The organism is Conexibacter sp. CPCC 206217 (genome assembly GCF_030646165.1).
Classification (GTDB): Bacteria; Actinomycetota; Thermoleophilia; order Solirubrobacterales; family Solirubrobacteraceae; genus Conexibacter.
In genome coordinates, this window is the sequence record NZ_JAUTDO010000001.1 from 128,947 (window position 1) to 143,762 (window position 14,816).

Genomic DNA, 14,816 nt, shown 5'->3' on the forward strand with positions numbered 1-14,816 from the left:
GCTCAGACGATCGACAGTCCGAGCAGCCGCGCCGCGTTGCCACCGAGAATCGCCGAGACGTGCTCGTCCGGCAGGCCGAGCGCCTCGACGGCGGCGATCGCCGCGACCGGATCGCCCATCGGCCAGTCGGAGCCGAACAGGATCCGGTCAGGGCCGTGGCGCTCGATCAGCCGGCGGATCCGCCCGCGGTCGAGCTCCGCCATGCTCGGCGGCCACGACGTGTCGAGATAGACGGGCGCGCCGACGAGGTCGCGCTCGGCGTCGTCGAGCTTGTGGTAGCCGCCGAAGTGCGCGGCGACGATGTCGAGCCGCGGGAAGTCGCGCGCGAGCTGGCGCACCATCGCGGGGGTGCAGGTCGCCTCCGACCCGGTCGCACCGCCGACGCCGGTGTGCGTGAGGAGCACGAACTCGCCCTGCAGCGCGTCGAGCGTCTCGCGCAGGCGCGGGTCGTCGAGCGCGAAGCCCTGGAACGGCGGATTGAGCTTGACGCCGCGCAGCCCGTTCGCGCGCAGGCTGGCGACGTTCTCTTCCGCGCTCAGCTCGGCGTGGATCGAGCCGAACGCCAGCAGCGGGCTCTCCAGCGAGCCGGCGAACGCGTTGTTGGAGGCGACGTGGCGGGCCTCGTTGGCGATCGTCACGACGACGGCGTGCGCGATCCCCGCCTTGTCGAGCGCATCGAGCAGACCTCTGACCTTGCCGTCACCGAGCGCGTGGAGAGACTCGTCCGGCGCGCCGATCGCCTTCTCGGCGATCGCGTCGGGCCAGGCGTGTACGTGAGAGTCGATGATATGCACGCCCAAAAAGCTATCAGATTCAATTATTGTGGTTCCAATATTCTCCCATGCAAGAGCTACGATTCCTGGAGCGATTTCCGACGATGCGTGTCTATGACGAGTTCACCCCGACGTTCCCCGACCGCGACACGTGGTCGCTGGCGCACGTCCTGCGCGAGCGCGCACAGACGCACGGCGACCGCGTCGCGCTCGACTTCCCGCTGACGGGCGAGCGCTGGACCTACGCCGAGCTGCTCGGCACCAGCGAGCGGATCGCCCGGCACCTGCTCGCCAACGAGATCGAGGCCGGCGACCGGCTCGTGATCATGTGCGCCAATCGGCCGGAGGTCGTCTTCGCGTGGGTCGCGGCTGCCGTCGGCGGGCTCGTCGAGGTCCCGATCAACACCGCCTACCGCGGCAGCTTCCTCGAGCACCAGCTCGGCACGGTCGACGCGACCGCGTACGTGATCGACCCCGAGTTCGCCGAGCGGCTGATCGAGAGCCGCTCCGCCTGCGGCGCCCTGCGGCGCATCTACGTGACCGCCGCCGAGGGCGCCGACGCGGCCATCGCGCTGCTGCGCGACGCGGGCTGGCAGGCCGACCTGTTCACCGCGGCCCACGCCGGCGGCGACTCCGAGCTGCCCACGATCGACGTGCGCAAGCCATGCGCGATCTTCTTCACCTCCGGCACGACCGGCCCCTCCAAGGGTGTCGTCATGTCGCACATGCAGATGGCCTTCTTCGCCGACGAGCTGCGCGCGCTGACGCGCCTCACCGACGCGGACGCCTACATGGCGGTCGGCCCGATGTTCCACGGCAACTCGCAGTTCCTCGCCGCATATCCGATCCTGATCGCGGGCGGCCGCTTCGTGCTGCGCGAGCGCTTCAGCGCCAGCCGCTGGTCGGCGTGGCTGCGCGAGAGCCAGGTCACCGTCACGAACCTGATCGGCGTGATGATGGACTTCGTCTGGAAGGCGGCGCCGACGGCGCAGGACGCCGACAACCCGCTGCGCTGCGTCTTCGCGATCCCGACTGCGACGCAGATCGTCGATCAGTTCAAGCAGCGCTTCGGGATCGACGTGTTCGTCGAGTCCTACGGCATGACCGAGGTCTCGATGCCGATGCTGACGCCGTACGGCCAGCCCTACCCGGCGGGATCGTGCGGGCTGCTCGTGGAGGACTGGTACGAGGTCCGGATCGTCGACCCGCAGACCGACGAGGAGCTGCCGCCCGGCGAGGTCGGCGAGCTGCTGGTGCGCTCCAAGCAGCCGTGGCTGATGAATTCGGGCTACTACCGCATGCCGGAGCGCACCGTCGACGCCTACCGCAACTTCTGGTTCCACACCGGCGACGGCGTCAGACGCGACGCCGACGGCTGGTTCTACTTCGTCGACCGCCTCAACGACACGATCCGCCGCCGCGGCGAGAACATCAGCTCCTACGAGCTCGAGCAGACCGTGCTCGAGCACGTCGCGGTGATCGAGTGCGCGGCCGTCGCGGCGCCGGCCGACGAGGGCGGCGAGGACGAGATCGCGGTCTTCGTCGTCGCGACCGCCGAGGGCGCCGTGGAGATCGCCGAGCTGCGCGACTGGTGCGAGCATCGGCTGCCGAGATTCGCGATCCCGCGCGACGTCCACCTCGTGCGCGAGCTGCCGAAGACGCCGTCGGGCAAGATCAGAAAGGCCGAGCTGCGCGCGCTGGCGCGCGAGCTGCTGACGACCGCCGCGAGCGAGCGATGAGCAGCGCGGCGGGCGCGATCCGGATCGCGCGCGACGGGGCGGTCGCGACGCTGACGATCGACCGCCCCCGCAGCGGCAACGCGCTCGACCGCGCGGCCGTCGCGGAGCTGCGGGCGGCGCTTGCGGCGCTGCCGGGCGAGGTCGAGCTGATCGTCGTGCGAGGCGCCGGCGGGCGCTCGTTCTGCGGCGGCGCCGACTCGCGCGAGATGGTTGCCCTGGCGCCGGCCGAGCGCCAGCAGGCGATGGCCGCGTTCGGCGACTGCTGCGTCGAGCTGTGGAATCACCCGGCGCTCAGCGTCGCGGTCGTCGACGGCTACGCGACCGGCGGCGGCGCCCACCTCGCGTGCGCCTGCGACCTGCGCGTGCTGGCGCCGTCGGCGTGGCTGCAGTTCCCCTCCTCGCGCTACGGGCTCAACATCACCGCGGTCTGGCTGACGGCGCTCGTCGGCGCCGCCAACGCGACGATGCTGCTCGGCTCCGCGCAGCGCGTCGACGCGGCGACGGCCGAGCGGCTGGGGATCGCCCAGGCGGTCGGGGAGTGCGACGACGCGCTCGCGCTGCTCGGGCTCGAGCGACCGGCCGGGCTGCGCGAGGCGAAGGCGGCGATCCGCGGCGCCAGCAGCCCCCACCTCGGCTCCTCCCTGCTGGCCGAGCGCAACCGCGCCGTCGAGCTGATCGCCCGTGACCGCTTCGTCGACTCGCTCAGCCAGGAGGCGAGCGTACGGGGAGCCTAGATGCGGTGCAGATGCTCGCGCCCCAGCTCCCCCACCGCGCCGACCCCCACCAGCGCGGCGACGCTCTCCAACTGCGCGGCGACCAGCTCCAGCACCGCCGTCACGCCGTCGCCTCCGGCCGCAGCGAGGCCCCAGATCGCGGGGCGGCCGAGCGCGACCGCGTCGGCACCGAGCGCGAGCGCCTTCGCGACGTCGGCGCCGGAGCGGACCTCGCCGTCGAACACGACCGGCAGCGCGCCGTCCAGCTCGGCGGCGATCGCCGGCAGCGCGTCGAGCGGCGCGATCGCGTGATCGAGCTGGCGGCCGCCGTGCGCCGAGACCCAGACGGCGACCGCGCCGGCCTCGTGCGCCAGCCGCGCGTCGGTCGGATGCAGCAGGCCCTTGACGATCAGCGGCACCGGCAGCTCCTGCGCCAGCGCCGCGACGTCGTCCCAGCGGTATTCGGCCGACCAGCCCTCCCAGAAGCTCGCCAGCCCGCGCCGCGACAGCTCCTGCTGCAGGTACGGCCGCGCGTCGACGCCGGAGCGGAAGCCGCGCCGCCGGTCGCGCACGCGCCGGCCCAGCACCGGCACGTCGGCCGTCAGCACCGCCCCGCGCGCGCCGGCCGCGATCGCCTCGTGCGCGATCTCGCGCACGAGCCCGCGGTCCTCGAACGGGTACAGCTGGATCAGCCACGGCGCCCCGCCGGCCCCGGCGGTCGCGAACGCGACGCTCGACATCGTGCTGATCACGGGCAGCGCGCCCGCGGCGGCGGCGCCCGCGACCGTCGCCGGCTCCGCGTCGGGATGGAACAGCGCGTGCGTGCCGACCGGCGCGACCAGCAGCGGCAGCGCCAGCTCGACGCCCGCCAGCCGCGTCGCCAGCGCCGGTCTCGGCACGCTCCGCAGCACACGCGGCAGGAAGCTCCAGCGCTCGAAGGCGGCGCGCGCGATGCGGTTGGACGCCTCCTCCTCCGCACCGGTCATGAGGTGGTCCCAGTCGGCCGCGGAGAGCGCGGCGCGGGCGGCCTCGCCGGCGTCGGCGAGCGTGTGCCAGACAGGGCGTTCCATGACAGCTCCTCAAAAGATCATTGGAGATACAAACATTTGATGGGCGATATAATGCCGATATGAACACAAGCGTTGGGAATGGAGCTGCAACCACGTCCGGCAGCGGCGTGAACGGGCGTGTCGCGATTGTCGACGGCTGCCGCACGCCGTTTCAGAAGATCGGCACGCAGTTCGCCGGGCTCACCCACCTGGAGCTGGCCGAGCAGGCCGTCCGCGGCGTCGTCGAGCGCAACGAGCTGGCCGCCGGCGAGGCGACCTCTGTCGTGCTCGGCTCCGTCTACGTCCCGCTCGCGGTGCCCTACCTCGGCCGCCAGACCGCGATGGCGCTCGGCTGGGACGGCGTCGACGGCCACTCGGCCGAGTGCGCCTGCGCGACCGGCGCGCGCACGACCGTCGACGCCGCCTACCAGCTGCTGACGGGAGAGCACCAGGTCGCGATCACGGGCGGCGCCGAGTCGCTCTCGCAGCGCCCGCTGGAGCTGGGCGACTCCGCCCGCGAGGCGCTCGTCGGCGCGCGCGGCGACGTCGGGGCGCTGCTCGACGTGACGCTGAGAGACCTGCTGCCGGCGCCGCCGTCAGTGACCGAGCCCTACAGCGGCCGCACGCTGCTCGACCACGCCGAGGAGATGATGGTCGAGTGGGGCGTCTCGCGTCAGGACGCCGACGCGTTCGCGACGCGCAGCCACAAGCGCGCCGCGGCCGCCTGGGCGGACGGGCGCATCGAGCAGGAGATCGTCCCCGTCACGCTGGCCGACGGCGAGGTCGTGCGCGAGGACAACCTCGTGCGGCCCGACAGCTCGCCGGAGCTGCTCGCGAGACTGCGCGCGGTCCGCCCCGACGGCCTGCTGACGGCCGGCAGCGCTTCGCCGCTGACCGACGGCGCCTCCGCCGTGCTGCTGATGAGCGAGCGGGCGCTGGAGCGCTCCGGCCGCACGCCGCTGGCGTTTCTGCGCGCCTGGTCGTTCACCGGTCAGGACCCGGCGCTCGGGGCGCTGATCGGGCCCGTCTTCGCGCTCAACGAGGCGCTCGGGCGCGCCGGCCTGACTGTCGCGCAGCTCGACCTGCTCGATCTCCACGAGGCGTTCTCCGGCCAGGTCCTGAGCAACCTGCGGGCGATGGCCTCCGAGGAGTTCGCGCAGCGCCACCTGCCCGGCGAGCGCCGGCTCGGCGAGGTGCCCGACGCGATCCTCAACGTCAACGGCGGCTCGGTCGCGCTCGGCCACCCGTTCGGAGCGACCGGCGGCCGGCTGATCACGCAGAGCGCCAACGAGCTGCGGCGGCGCGGCGGACGCTACGCGGCGATCGGGATCTGCGCCGGCGGCTCACGTGGCGCGGCATTGGTACTGGAAGCCGCCTGAGTCACTTGACGTGCACATTCCCTTCGGGGTATAAATAGTCGGACATCAGAGGATCTCTGTTCAAGGGCCTCTGATGCGGGGAGAACGAGGAGAGAAAGGAGGCTTGTGTGGTGCAAGTCGTGTCGCGTACCGCGGTCGAGGCCGCCATCGGCGACGTCTGTCGCACGCTCACGCTCGACGGCTACGTCGCGCGCTACGAGGTGCAGGCCGAGACGCTGCGCTTCGACGTCGAAGCCGGCAGCGGGGCGTGCGAGGACTGCCTCAGCCCGAAGCCCGTCCTCCATCGCATGCTCGACCAGGCACTGCAGCGCGCCGGAATCGGCCTGCAGGTGCAGATCAGCTACCCGGGCGAGGGTGCCCGGCCGCGCAACCGAGGAACTGCTTGATGCCCATGACGCTCCGAACGTTGTTGAACTCCCGACGCGGTGTCGCGGCCCTCGTCGCGCTCGCCTGCGCGGCGGCGCTGGCCGTTGCCGGCTGCGGGTCCTCGTCCTCCTCCGACGGCGGCACGACCGCCTCGGCCGACCTCTCCAGAGCGGCGAGAAAGCCCGACTCGGCGACGCCGGTGAGACTCGGCGTGACCGGCCTCGGCATCAACCTCTACTGGGACCTGATCGCCGCCGACAGAGCGGGGATCTTCAGAGACAACAACCTGACGCCGACGTTCGTCGCGGTCTCGACCCCGGGCGACCTCGTCTCGGCCGCCTCCGGCGGCAGCACCGACTTCGTCTCGGTCGCGACCGACACGCTGATCAACGCCGAGGACAGAGGCGCGCCGCTGAAGATCGTCGCCAGCGAGGCGTACGGATCCTACGACCTCGTCGCGAAGAACTCGATCGGCGACTGGGAGCAGCTGAAGGGCAAGAAGGTCGGGATCGCCGACCCCGGCTCCGGCAGCACGGTCCTGCTCAACGCGCTGCTGGCCAAGCACGGGCTGACGCCCAAGGACGTCACCTACGTGCCGGCCGCCGCGACGCCGCAGCGGCTCGCCGCGCTGCAGTCGGGCGCGGTCGACGCCGCGCTGCTGGCGGACCCGGCGAACTACACCGCGATCGAGACCGGCGACTTCCACTCGCTCGGCAACACGGTCGACGCCGTCTACCCGTACCAGATCACCACGCACGCGGTGAACGAGGACTTCGCGAAGAAGAACCCGTCGGCGGTGATCGCGTTCGTCACCTCGATCCAGCAGGCGCATGACTGGCTGTATGACCCGGCCAACAAGGACGCCGCGATCGACGCCTTCGCGGACGTCGCGAGAGTGCCGAGAGCGATCGCCGAGAGATCGTACGACGCGATGTTCAACAGATTCAGAACGATGTCGCCGTCGGCCCAGATAGACCCGAGAGCGATGGCCGCCGTCTACGACGCGATGAACACGACGACGGGCCAGAGAACCGAGCGCAGCGACGACAGATACATCGACCCGGCCTACCTGAGAGCGGCCGGCGTCAACTGAGTCGCCCGCGGCGCGCGCACAACCTCGTCCACCACCCACGACCACGAGGGGCAGGCCGAAAGGCCCGCCCCTCGTGCGTTCGGGAGGGATTCGCGCCGCCACCGGGCAGCCGCACGACGCGCCGCCCCACCGACACGTTCACCCGCTGCGCGCGACGCGCTGCGCCCCGGACTGCTCGACCGCTCGCATCAGCGCCAGCACGCCGCGCTGCGCCGGCACCGGCACGCCATGCTCGTCGGCGAGCGCAACGAGCGCGCCGTTGTGGCCCTCGACCTCGGTCGGGCGGCCGGCGAGCACGTCCTGCAGCATCGACGGGACCGTGTCGCCCATCTGCGCGCACAGCCGCGCCTGACGTTCCAGCAGCGCGTCCAGGTCGAGCGCCACGCTGGCCGCCGCCGCGACCGCGACCGCCTCCGCGATCAGCTCGCGCGCAAGCGCGCTCGCCGACGGCGACGCCGAGATCCCGCCGAGCCGCACCCGCAGCAAGGCGGTCAAGGGGTTGAGCGAGCACGCGATCGCCGTCTTCTCCCAGATCGCGAGCCCCGGATCGGCGACGACGCGCGGCTGCAGCCCGGCCCGCTCCAGCACCGCGACGACACCCGCAAACGCCGCCGGCGGGGTGTCCGCCGCAGACGCCGCCGGCGGCGCATCCGCCGAAACCGCCCGCGACCGCGCATCCGCCTCGAAGGCGCCGAACAGCAGCGGCCCGTCCTCGACCGGCCGGATCTCACCGCGCGCGACGCGCACCGAGCCGGCGTAGGTGATCCCGCGCAGCGTCCGATGCGGCCCGACCGCGGCGGCGACCGTCTCGGCGTGGCCGAGCCCGTTCTGCAGCGGCAGCGCCCAGCCGTCGGGCGCCAGCAGCCGCGCGGTCGCGGCCGCCGCGGCCGGCAGCGCCGGCGACTTGACGAGCAGCAGCGCCAGCCCACTCGGCGGCACCGCGCCGGGATCGGCGCTCGCCTGCACCGCGACCGTGCGGCGCCGTTCGCGCTCGTGCAGCACGATCCCGCGCCGTCGCAGCGCCGCGACCGTCTCGGCACGATGGTCCAGCAGCCACGTCTCGACGCCGGCCTCGCTCAGCCGCGCCGCGTAGAGGCAGCCCAGCGCCCCCGCGCCGACGACGGTCACCCGCCGCGGCGCAGGCGCGCCGGCTGCCGTGCCGGACATCCCTGCCGGCACCGTCTGCGCCCCGCTCTCTAGCGCTCGGCGAGCGCGAGCACGCGCTCGGCCATGCGCACGGTGGCGTAGTCGATCATGTCGCTGCCCATGCGGATCGCGCCCTGGCCCTGCTGCTCGGCGCGGCGCATCGTCTCGATCGCCTCGCGCGCATAGGCGATCTCCTCCTCGCTCGGGCGCAGCGTCTCGTGGATCGGCTCGACCTGACCGGGGTGGATCGCGACGTAGCCGGTGTAGCCGAGCACGCGGTAGCTCTCGACGTGCTTGCACAGGCCGTCCTTGTCATCGAGGTCGACCCAGGCGCCGCCGATGATGTGCTCGAAGCCGTTGGCGCGCGCGTCGAGCAGCAGCTTGGAGCGCAGGAACAGCGTCTCCTGGCCCTCGACCGACCAGTCGAAGCCGAGGAAGCGATGGGGATCGCCGTTTCTCGCCCCGCTGCCGGCCCAGAAGCCGATGTTGCGGCGGCTGGCGCGGCCCAGCTCGTAGGCGGTGACCATCGCCTCCGGCGTCTCGATGATCGGCAGCAGCGGCAGCTCGCAGCCGAGCTCGTCGAGCGTGCGATCGACCACCTTGATCACGTCGACGGTCGACTTCGGGACCATCAGCAGGTCGACGGCCGGCGCCGCGGCCGCCGCGGCGACGTCGAGCAGCCCACCGCGCTGGACCTCGTTGGGCCGCAGCACGATGATCGACTGCCCCGCGTCGCGCAGCGCCTGCGCGTTCTCCGCGAGCGCCTCGCGCGCGGCCGGCACCTCCTCGTCGGGGACCGAGTCCTCGAAGTCGATCACGACCGCGTCGGCGCCGTACTTGGCGGCCTTGCGGACCCACTCGGAGCGGTTGCCGGGCACGTACAGCATGCTCCGCATCGGACGGTCGAGAACCACTAGATCACTCCTTGCGCTCGCCAGCCGGCGAGATCGTCTTCGCTGGCGTCAGCCAGCGCCTTCAACACGCTGTCGGTGTCGCGGCCGAGCGGCGGCGCCGAGCGCAGCGGCGGCAGCATCGCGCCGCCGACCTTGACCGGGTTGCCGATGTACGGCGCCGGGCCGAAGCCCTCGTGCTCGACCTGGACGTACATCCCGCGCGCGGTCAGGTTGTCGTCGGCGAGCACGTCGGCGATCCCGCGCACCGGCGCGACCGGCACGCCGGCCTCGGTGAGCATCGCGAGCACCTCGGCGGTCGACTTGTCGCGCGCCCACTCGCGCACGACCGGCAGGAACACGTCCGGCAGGTTCGCCTCCCGCTGCGCGGTGTCGGCCAGCCGCGGGTCGGTCGGCAGCTCGGGTCTGCCGACGATCCCCGCGATCAGATGGAAGAAGCGCTCCGAGATCGCGGCGTACATGACGTGGCCGTCGGTCGTCGTCAGCACGCCCGTCGGCAGCCACGCGCGCTCGTTGCCCGGCGGTACCTCGACGCCCTGCACGTCGAGGTACAGCAGCAGCCGCTCCAGCTGCGAGACGAGGCAGTCGAACTGCGCGACGTCGACGTGCGACCCCCTCCCCGTCGCGCGCGCGTGCATCACGGCGGCGAGCGCGCCGAAGGCGGCGTACGTGCCGGTGATGATGTCGCTGAGGCCGAGCCCGGTGAAGACCGGCGGCGAGTCGGCGCCGGCGGTGCGGCTGGAGAAGCCGCTGAGCGCCTCCGCGATCTGCCCGTAGGACGGCTGGCGCCAGTACGGCGAGGTGCCGGGCTGGCCGTAGCCGCTGATCGACGCGAGCACGATCGACGGGTTGGCGGCGGCGAGCACGTCGTAGCCGAGCCCGAGCTTGTCCATCGTCCCGGCCGACATGTTCTCGACGACGAGGTCGAACTCCGGCAGCAGCCGGGCGATGATCTGCTTCGCCTCCGGCTGCTTGAGGTCGAGCGTCAGACTGCGCTTGTTGCGGTTGGGGCCGAGGAAGCCGGTCGGCACCGAGGTGCCGTCCGCGCCGACGGCGGCCGGCCCGCGCGTGCGCGCCGACTCGCCGGTCCCGGGCCGCTCGACCTTGACGACGTCGGCGCCGAGGTCGGCGAGCATCATCGTGCAGTACGGGCCGGCGAGCACGTGCGTCAGGTCGAGCACGCGCATGCCCGCCAGCAGCGGCGGCAGCGTCGCGCTCATGCGGCGACCCTCGCGCGCTTGGGCCGCAGGTCGACGAGCACGCGCCCGTTCTCGACGCCGACCGGGTAGGTTGCCACGCGCAGCTGCGGGTCGGTCGTGCAGCGGCCGTCCTGCAGGCGGAACTCCCACGTGTGCCACGGGCACGCGAGCACCGGGTCGGCGGCGTCGGCGATCAGGCCGCCGGGCGCCGAGCTGCCGCGCAGTCTCGGGTGCACGTTGCCGCACATGAACGACTGCGACTGGTGCGGGCAGACGTTGCGCAGCGCGAACACCTCGCCGCGCCAGCGCGCCAGCACGAGCTCGCGGTTGCCGGCGCGCTTGACGGCGGGAACGCCCTCCTCCAGCTCGTCCAGCGCGCAGACGTCGACCAGCCCGCTCATCCGCCCACCGCCGCCGTCGCGGCCGGCCCGGGCGGCGCCGGCTTCGGCGGGTCCCAGCCGTAGGCGGCGCAGGCGTTGTCGCAGAAGACCTTGCGCTCCCAGCCGTGCGGCAGCTGGCGCGCGACGTAGTCCGGGTCGTCGAACGTGATGTGCGGGTAGTCGGTCGAGAAGCAGAGGATGTCGTCCATCCCGTCGACCGTCTGCAGCAGCGTCGCGAGGCCGTCGGAGGCGTCGTGGCTCTTCTCGATCGGCTGCGTCGCCAGCTTGACGTAGTCGTGGATGTACTCGCTCGGCCAGCGTCTGACCCACGGCGATTCGAGTCTGAGGTAGTGGGCGTGCTGGTCCAGCCGCCAGATCGCGCCCGGCAGCCAGGCGATCCCGTACTCCTTCACGACGAGGTGGATGTCGGGGAACTTCTCGAACACCCCGTGGACGATGAAGCTGGAGATGTGGTGCGCCGCCTGCTGGCTCTGCAGCGAGGTGAACTCGACGACCGTCATGAACGGCCCGGGCACGGCGCGCATCGAGACGTTCGGGCGGTCCGAGCCGGCCGGGTGGATCGACAGCGCCAGCCCCATCTCGGCGGCGGCGGCATAGATCGGGTGGTAGATCGGATCGCCGAACGGGCGTCCCAGCGGCGAGCCGGCGAGCAGCACCCCGACCATCTGCGAGTGGTCGCCGACGCGGCGGATCTCCTGCGCGGCCAGCTCCGGCATCCCGAACGGCGCGACGACGAGGCCGGCGAGGCGGTCGTCGCGTGTCAGCCACTGCTCGATGTTCCAGTCGTTCATCGCGCGGCAGACGGCCGCCGACAGGTACGGATTGAGGTGCGTCGCGAAGTCGCCGACGTCGTGCGTGAGGACCGCGCGGAAGTAGTTGTGGCGGTCCAGCAGCTGCTCGCGCATCATCTCGAAGCTGGAGCCGGGCAGCCCGCCCTCGGGCGGGAACGCGTCGGCACGGCGCGCAGAGTTGCTGAGCATCGCCGCGCCGGTCGTAGACGGCGGCTCCATCGGCTGCAGGGAGTGGGGATCCGCGGTCGCGTACTCGCGCCACGGCGCGGGCAGGTAGTCGAGGATCTCCTTGTCGCTCTTGGGGCGGTGGTGGACGTCGAGGTCCACGATCGGTCCGTCGTAGCGAGCCATCAGGCTCCCTTCTCGCTCGTGGTCTGGGCGGCGGCGGTCGCGGTCGCTGCGCCGGCGTCGGGTCCGGCGCCGGCGCGGCGCGCGCGTCCCGGCCAGCGGAAGAACTCGTCGGCGTTGGCGCCGAAGACCCGCTCGTGCCACCCCTCGGGCAGCCGCGCGCGGATCGCCGCGGGCGGCTCCGCGATCGAGCTGGGATAGCCGCTCGTGTACATCAGCAGCTCGTCGAAGCCCGCGACCGTGCCGAGCGCCGTCGCCAGCCGCTCCGGCTGTCTGGGCGACTCCAGCGACAGCGTCCCGAGCCGCACGCGCTCGAGGAAGACCTCCGACGGCGGCCGCAGCAGCCAGGGCACCTCCTTCGAGTTCGTCTTGAACCAGAAGTCGAGCCGCCAGAGGTACGCCGCCACCCACGTGGCGCCGCCGCCCGCGACCATCACGCGCAGGTTCGGGAAGCGGTCGAACAGCCCCTGCGTGATCATGCTGCCGATGTGGCCGGTGAGCGCCTGCACGCCCCATGCCGCGTACTCGCCGTAGGTCGCCGGCAGCCCGCCCGCGACCGGGGTGCTGTCGAGCGCGGAGACCCCGTCGCTGCCGATCTGCAGCACGATCGGCAGGTCCAGCTCGGCCGCCGCCTCGTAGATCGGCAGGTAGGCGGCATGGCCGAACGGGCGTCCGAGCCCGTTGACGCCCATCGCGACGCCGACCATCCGCTCGTGTCTGCCGTACTCGCGCACGTCGGCGGCGGCGTCCTCGGGGACGGCGCTGCAGATCAGCACGAGGCCGTGCAGGCGCTCGTCGCGCTCCAGCCACTCCGCGATCGTCCACTGGTTGGCGGCGCGCCCGACCGCGCGCGCGAGGTGGTAGTGGCTGACGCCCATCGCCAGCAGCCCCTCCTCGTAGCCGAGCACGACGCGCTCGGCGCCCTCGTGGTCGAGCAGCTGCGCGCGCAGCGTCGCGAGGTCGCTGCCGGGCACGCCCTCCGCCGGCCACGCGTCGGCCTGCTTGGCGCCGAGCGGGTTGCGGTAGAGCCACTGCGAGCGGACCTGGATCGGGCCGCCGCGGTCGCCCGGGCGCATCACGATCTCGCGCCAGCCGGAGTCGAGGTAGTCGGCGAGCGTCGCCGTCGACGGCCACTCGTGGAACGCAAGCGCGTCGATCATGCGACAGCCTCCTGGGCCTGCGCCTGCGTCTCGGCGCGGAACGTCTCCAGCACCTCGTCGCGCAGCCGCTCCCAGATGACATGGACCTGGGCGGTGAACTCGTCGGTGTGGCGGATCTCCAGCTGCCGCGGGCGCGGCAGGTCGATCACGTACTCGGCGGCGATGCGGCCCGGCCGGGCCGACATCAGCAGCACGCGATCGGACAGGTAGACCGCCTCCTCGATCTGGTGCGTCACGAACAGGACGGTCTTCTTGCGCAGCTCCCAGATGCGCAGCAGCTCGGCCTGCATCAGCTCGCGCGTCTGCGCGTCGAGCGCGCCGAACGGCTCGTCCATCAGCAGGATCTCAGGGTCGACGAGCAGCGCCCGCGCGAGGTTCGCGCGCTGGCGCATGCCGCCGGAGAGCTGGTGCGGGTAGCGGTCGGCGAACTGCTGCAGCCCCGTCAGCCGCAGCAGCTCGTCGGCCTCCTGCCGGGCCGCTCTCATGTCGCTGCCGGTGAACTCGGCGCCCATCAGGATGTTGCTGCGGACGGTCCGCCACGGCAGCAGCGAGTCGTTCTGGAAGACGAAGCCGACGTCGGTGCGCGGCCCCGTCACCTCCTTGTCGTTGACGAGCACGCGGCCGGCGCTGGCGCGGTCGAGCCCGTCGATGATCTTCAGCAGGCTCGACTTGCCGCAGCCGCTGGGGCCCAGCAGCGAGACGAACTCGCCGGGCGCGGCGGAGAGGCTGACGTCGTCGATCGCGAGGACCGCCTCCTCCTCGTAGCCGAACTGGCGCGAGACGTGGTCGACGACGACGCGCTGGATGGTCGTGCTGCTCATTGTCCCTTCCCCTTGTCGCGTTGGACGCGCCACGGCGCGACGGTCTGCTCCAGCTTGGTGAGCGCGATCGAGGCGATCACGCCGAGGCCGGACAGCAGCACGATGCCGGCGAAGACGCGCGGCGTGTCGAAGACGGTCGCGGCGTTGGAGATCGCGAAGCCGATCCCGTCGAGCGAGCCGAACAGCTCGACGACGAAGATGCCGACGAGCGCTCTCGCGACGGCCATCCGCAGGCCCGCGATGATGAACGACAGCGCCGAGGGCAGCCGCACCTTCGTGATCAGCTGCCACTGGCTGGCGCCGAAGGAGCGGGCGGCGTCGAGGTGCGCCTGCTCGACCTCGCGCGTGCCCGCGGCCGTGTTGATGATGATCGGGAACGACGCGATGAACATGATCATCAGCGCCTTCGAGGTGATCCCGATCCCGAACCAGATGATGAAGAGCGGGGTCAGCGCCAGCAGCGGCGTCGCGTTGAGCGCGGAGACGAGCGGGTTCAGCAGGCCCCAGACGGTGCGCGAGAGGCCCATCGCGAAGCCGAGCGCGAGCCCGATCACGCACGCGAGGCCGAAGCCGATCGCGAACTCCTGCGCGCTCGTCGAGAGCGCCGACAGGATGTCGCCGCTGGTGATCCACTCCCACAGGTCGCTGGCGACGTCGGAGACCGGCACGAAGAACGCCGCGTTGGTGACGAAGAACTGCCCGACGATCTCCCAGGCGGCCAGCACGAAGAGGATCGAGATGACGCCGAGCAGCCGCTGCGACTGCCACCACTGCTGCCTCCGTCGCGGTGCTGAGAGCGGCACGTGTTGGGCTGAGGCCTCGGCTGGCGGCGTCGACGTGCCGTGATCGACGCGACCGGGATCGATGCGACCTGCGGCCTGGGTATGGCTAGGCATGACGTTCTCTCCTCATGGCGCAAACCATAGT

The 14,816-nt window shown here is 72.1% G+C and carries 15 protein-coding genes; 5 read left to right on the forward strand and 10 right to left on the reverse strand.

Going from position 1 to position 14,816, the window contains the following annotated elements:
- Positions 1-2 precede the first annotated feature (2 nt).
- Entirely contained in the window at positions 3-794 is a 792-nt protein-coding gene (locus Q7L65_RS00575) for an amidohydrolase family protein (protein WP_304718260.1), read from the reverse strand.
- An 83-nt stretch (positions 795-877) separates the two neighbouring features.
- Between Q7L65_RS00575 and Q7L65_RS00580 the strand changes: the two genes are divergently transcribed.
- Together Q7L65_RS00580 and Q7L65_RS00585 are read left to right on the forward strand one after the other, a co-directional pair.
- Positions 878-2,512 carry an AMP-binding protein gene (locus tag Q7L65_RS00580; protein ID WP_304718261.1) on the forward strand — a complete coding sequence of 545 codons (1,635 nt, stop codon included), beginning with the start codon at positions 878-880 and terminating at the stop codon, positions 2,510-2,512.
- The gene (locus Q7L65_RS00585) at positions 2,509-3,246 is read left to right on the forward strand and encodes an enoyl-CoA hydratase/isomerase family protein (protein WP_304718262.1); all 738 of its coding nucleotides are present in this window, start codon (positions 2,509-2,511) and stop codon (positions 3,244-3,246) included. The genes Q7L65_RS00580 and Q7L65_RS00585 overlap by 4 nt, the downstream gene beginning before the upstream one ends.
- On the opposite strand, the gene Q7L65_RS00590 is transcribed toward Q7L65_RS00585, so the two are convergent.
- Entirely contained in the window at positions 3,243-4,295 is a 1,053-nt protein-coding gene (locus tag Q7L65_RS00590; RefSeq protein WP_304718263.1) for an alpha-hydroxy acid oxidase, read from the reverse strand. The genes Q7L65_RS00585 and Q7L65_RS00590 overlap by 4 nt on opposite strands.
- Before the next feature lie 59 nt (positions 4,296-4,354).
- Between Q7L65_RS00590 and Q7L65_RS00595 the strand changes: the two genes are divergently transcribed.
- The 3 genes from Q7L65_RS00595 to Q7L65_RS00605 all read left to right on the forward strand — a co-directional run bounded on the left by Q7L65_RS00595 (position 4,355) and on the right by Q7L65_RS00605 (position 7,112).
- Complete coding sequence (locus Q7L65_RS00595) at positions 4,355-5,653, forward strand: acetyl-CoA C-acyltransferase (RefSeq protein WP_304718264.1); 1,299 nt, start codon at positions 4,355-4,357, stop codon at positions 5,651-5,653.
- A gap of 119 nt (positions 5,654-5,772) precedes the next feature.
- The gene (locus tag Q7L65_RS00600) at positions 5,773-6,039 is read left to right on the forward strand and encodes a hypothetical protein (protein ID WP_304718265.1); all 267 of its coding nucleotides are present in this window, start codon (positions 5,773-5,775) and stop codon (positions 6,037-6,039) included.
- Complete coding sequence (locus Q7L65_RS00605) at positions 6,039-7,112, forward strand: ABC transporter substrate-binding protein (protein ID WP_304718266.1); 1,074 nt, start codon at positions 6,039-6,041, stop codon at positions 7,110-7,112. The genes Q7L65_RS00600 and Q7L65_RS00605 overlap by 1 nt, the downstream gene beginning before the upstream one ends.
- Before the next feature lie 138 nt (positions 7,113-7,250).
- Here the strand turns inward: Q7L65_RS00605 and Q7L65_RS00610 are convergent, their stop codons facing one another.
- The 8 genes from Q7L65_RS00610 to Q7L65_RS00645 are packed head-to-tail and all read right to left on the reverse strand — an operon-like array spanning position 7,251 to position 14,785.
- Positions 7,251-8,279 (reverse strand): ketopantoate reductase family protein, encoded by a 1,029-nt coding sequence (locus Q7L65_RS00610; RefSeq protein ID WP_304718267.1) that lies wholly within the window; start codon positions 8,277-8,279, stop codon positions 7,251-7,253.
- 29 nt (positions 8,280-8,308) lie between these two features.
- Positions 8,309-9,145 carry a CoA ester lyase gene (locus Q7L65_RS00615; protein ID WP_304718268.1) on the reverse strand — a complete coding sequence of 279 codons (837 nt, stop codon included), beginning with the start codon at positions 9,143-9,145 and terminating at the stop codon, positions 8,309-8,311.
- A 26-nt stretch (positions 9,146-9,171) separates the two neighbouring features.
- The gene (locus Q7L65_RS00620) at positions 9,172-10,389 is read right to left on the reverse strand and encodes a CaiB/BaiF CoA-transferase family protein (protein WP_304718269.1); all 1,218 of its coding nucleotides are present in this window, start codon (positions 10,387-10,389) and stop codon (positions 9,172-9,174) included.
- Positions 10,386-10,769 carry a nitrite reductase (NAD(P)H) small subunit gene (locus Q7L65_RS00625; RefSeq protein ID WP_304718270.1) on the reverse strand — a complete coding sequence of 128 codons (384 nt, stop codon included), beginning with the start codon at positions 10,767-10,769 and terminating at the stop codon, positions 10,386-10,388. The genes Q7L65_RS00620 and Q7L65_RS00625 overlap by 4 nt, the downstream gene beginning before the upstream one ends.
- Positions 10,766-11,911: an amidohydrolase family protein gene (locus Q7L65_RS00630; protein WP_304718271.1), complete on the reverse strand. Its 1,146-nt coding sequence runs from the start codon at positions 11,909-11,911 to the stop codon at positions 10,766-10,768. Before Q7L65_RS00630 ends, Q7L65_RS00625 begins: the two co-directional genes overlap by 4 nt.
- A complete protein-coding gene (locus Q7L65_RS00635) occupies positions 11,911-13,068 on the reverse strand; it encodes an amidohydrolase family protein (protein WP_304718272.1) in 1,158 nt (385 codons plus the stop codon). Before Q7L65_RS00635 ends, Q7L65_RS00630 begins: the two co-directional genes overlap by 1 nt.
- Entirely contained in the window at positions 13,065-13,889 is an 825-nt protein-coding gene (locus Q7L65_RS00640; RefSeq protein WP_304718273.1) for an ABC transporter ATP-binding protein, read from the reverse strand. Before Q7L65_RS00640 ends, Q7L65_RS00635 begins: the two co-directional genes overlap by 4 nt.
- The gene (locus Q7L65_RS00645) at positions 13,886-14,785 is read right to left on the reverse strand and encodes an ABC transporter permease (protein ID WP_304718274.1); all 900 of its coding nucleotides are present in this window, start codon (positions 14,783-14,785) and stop codon (positions 13,886-13,888) included. The genes Q7L65_RS00640 and Q7L65_RS00645 overlap by 4 nt, the downstream gene beginning before the upstream one ends.
- Positions 14,786-14,816 lie beyond the last annotated feature (31 nt).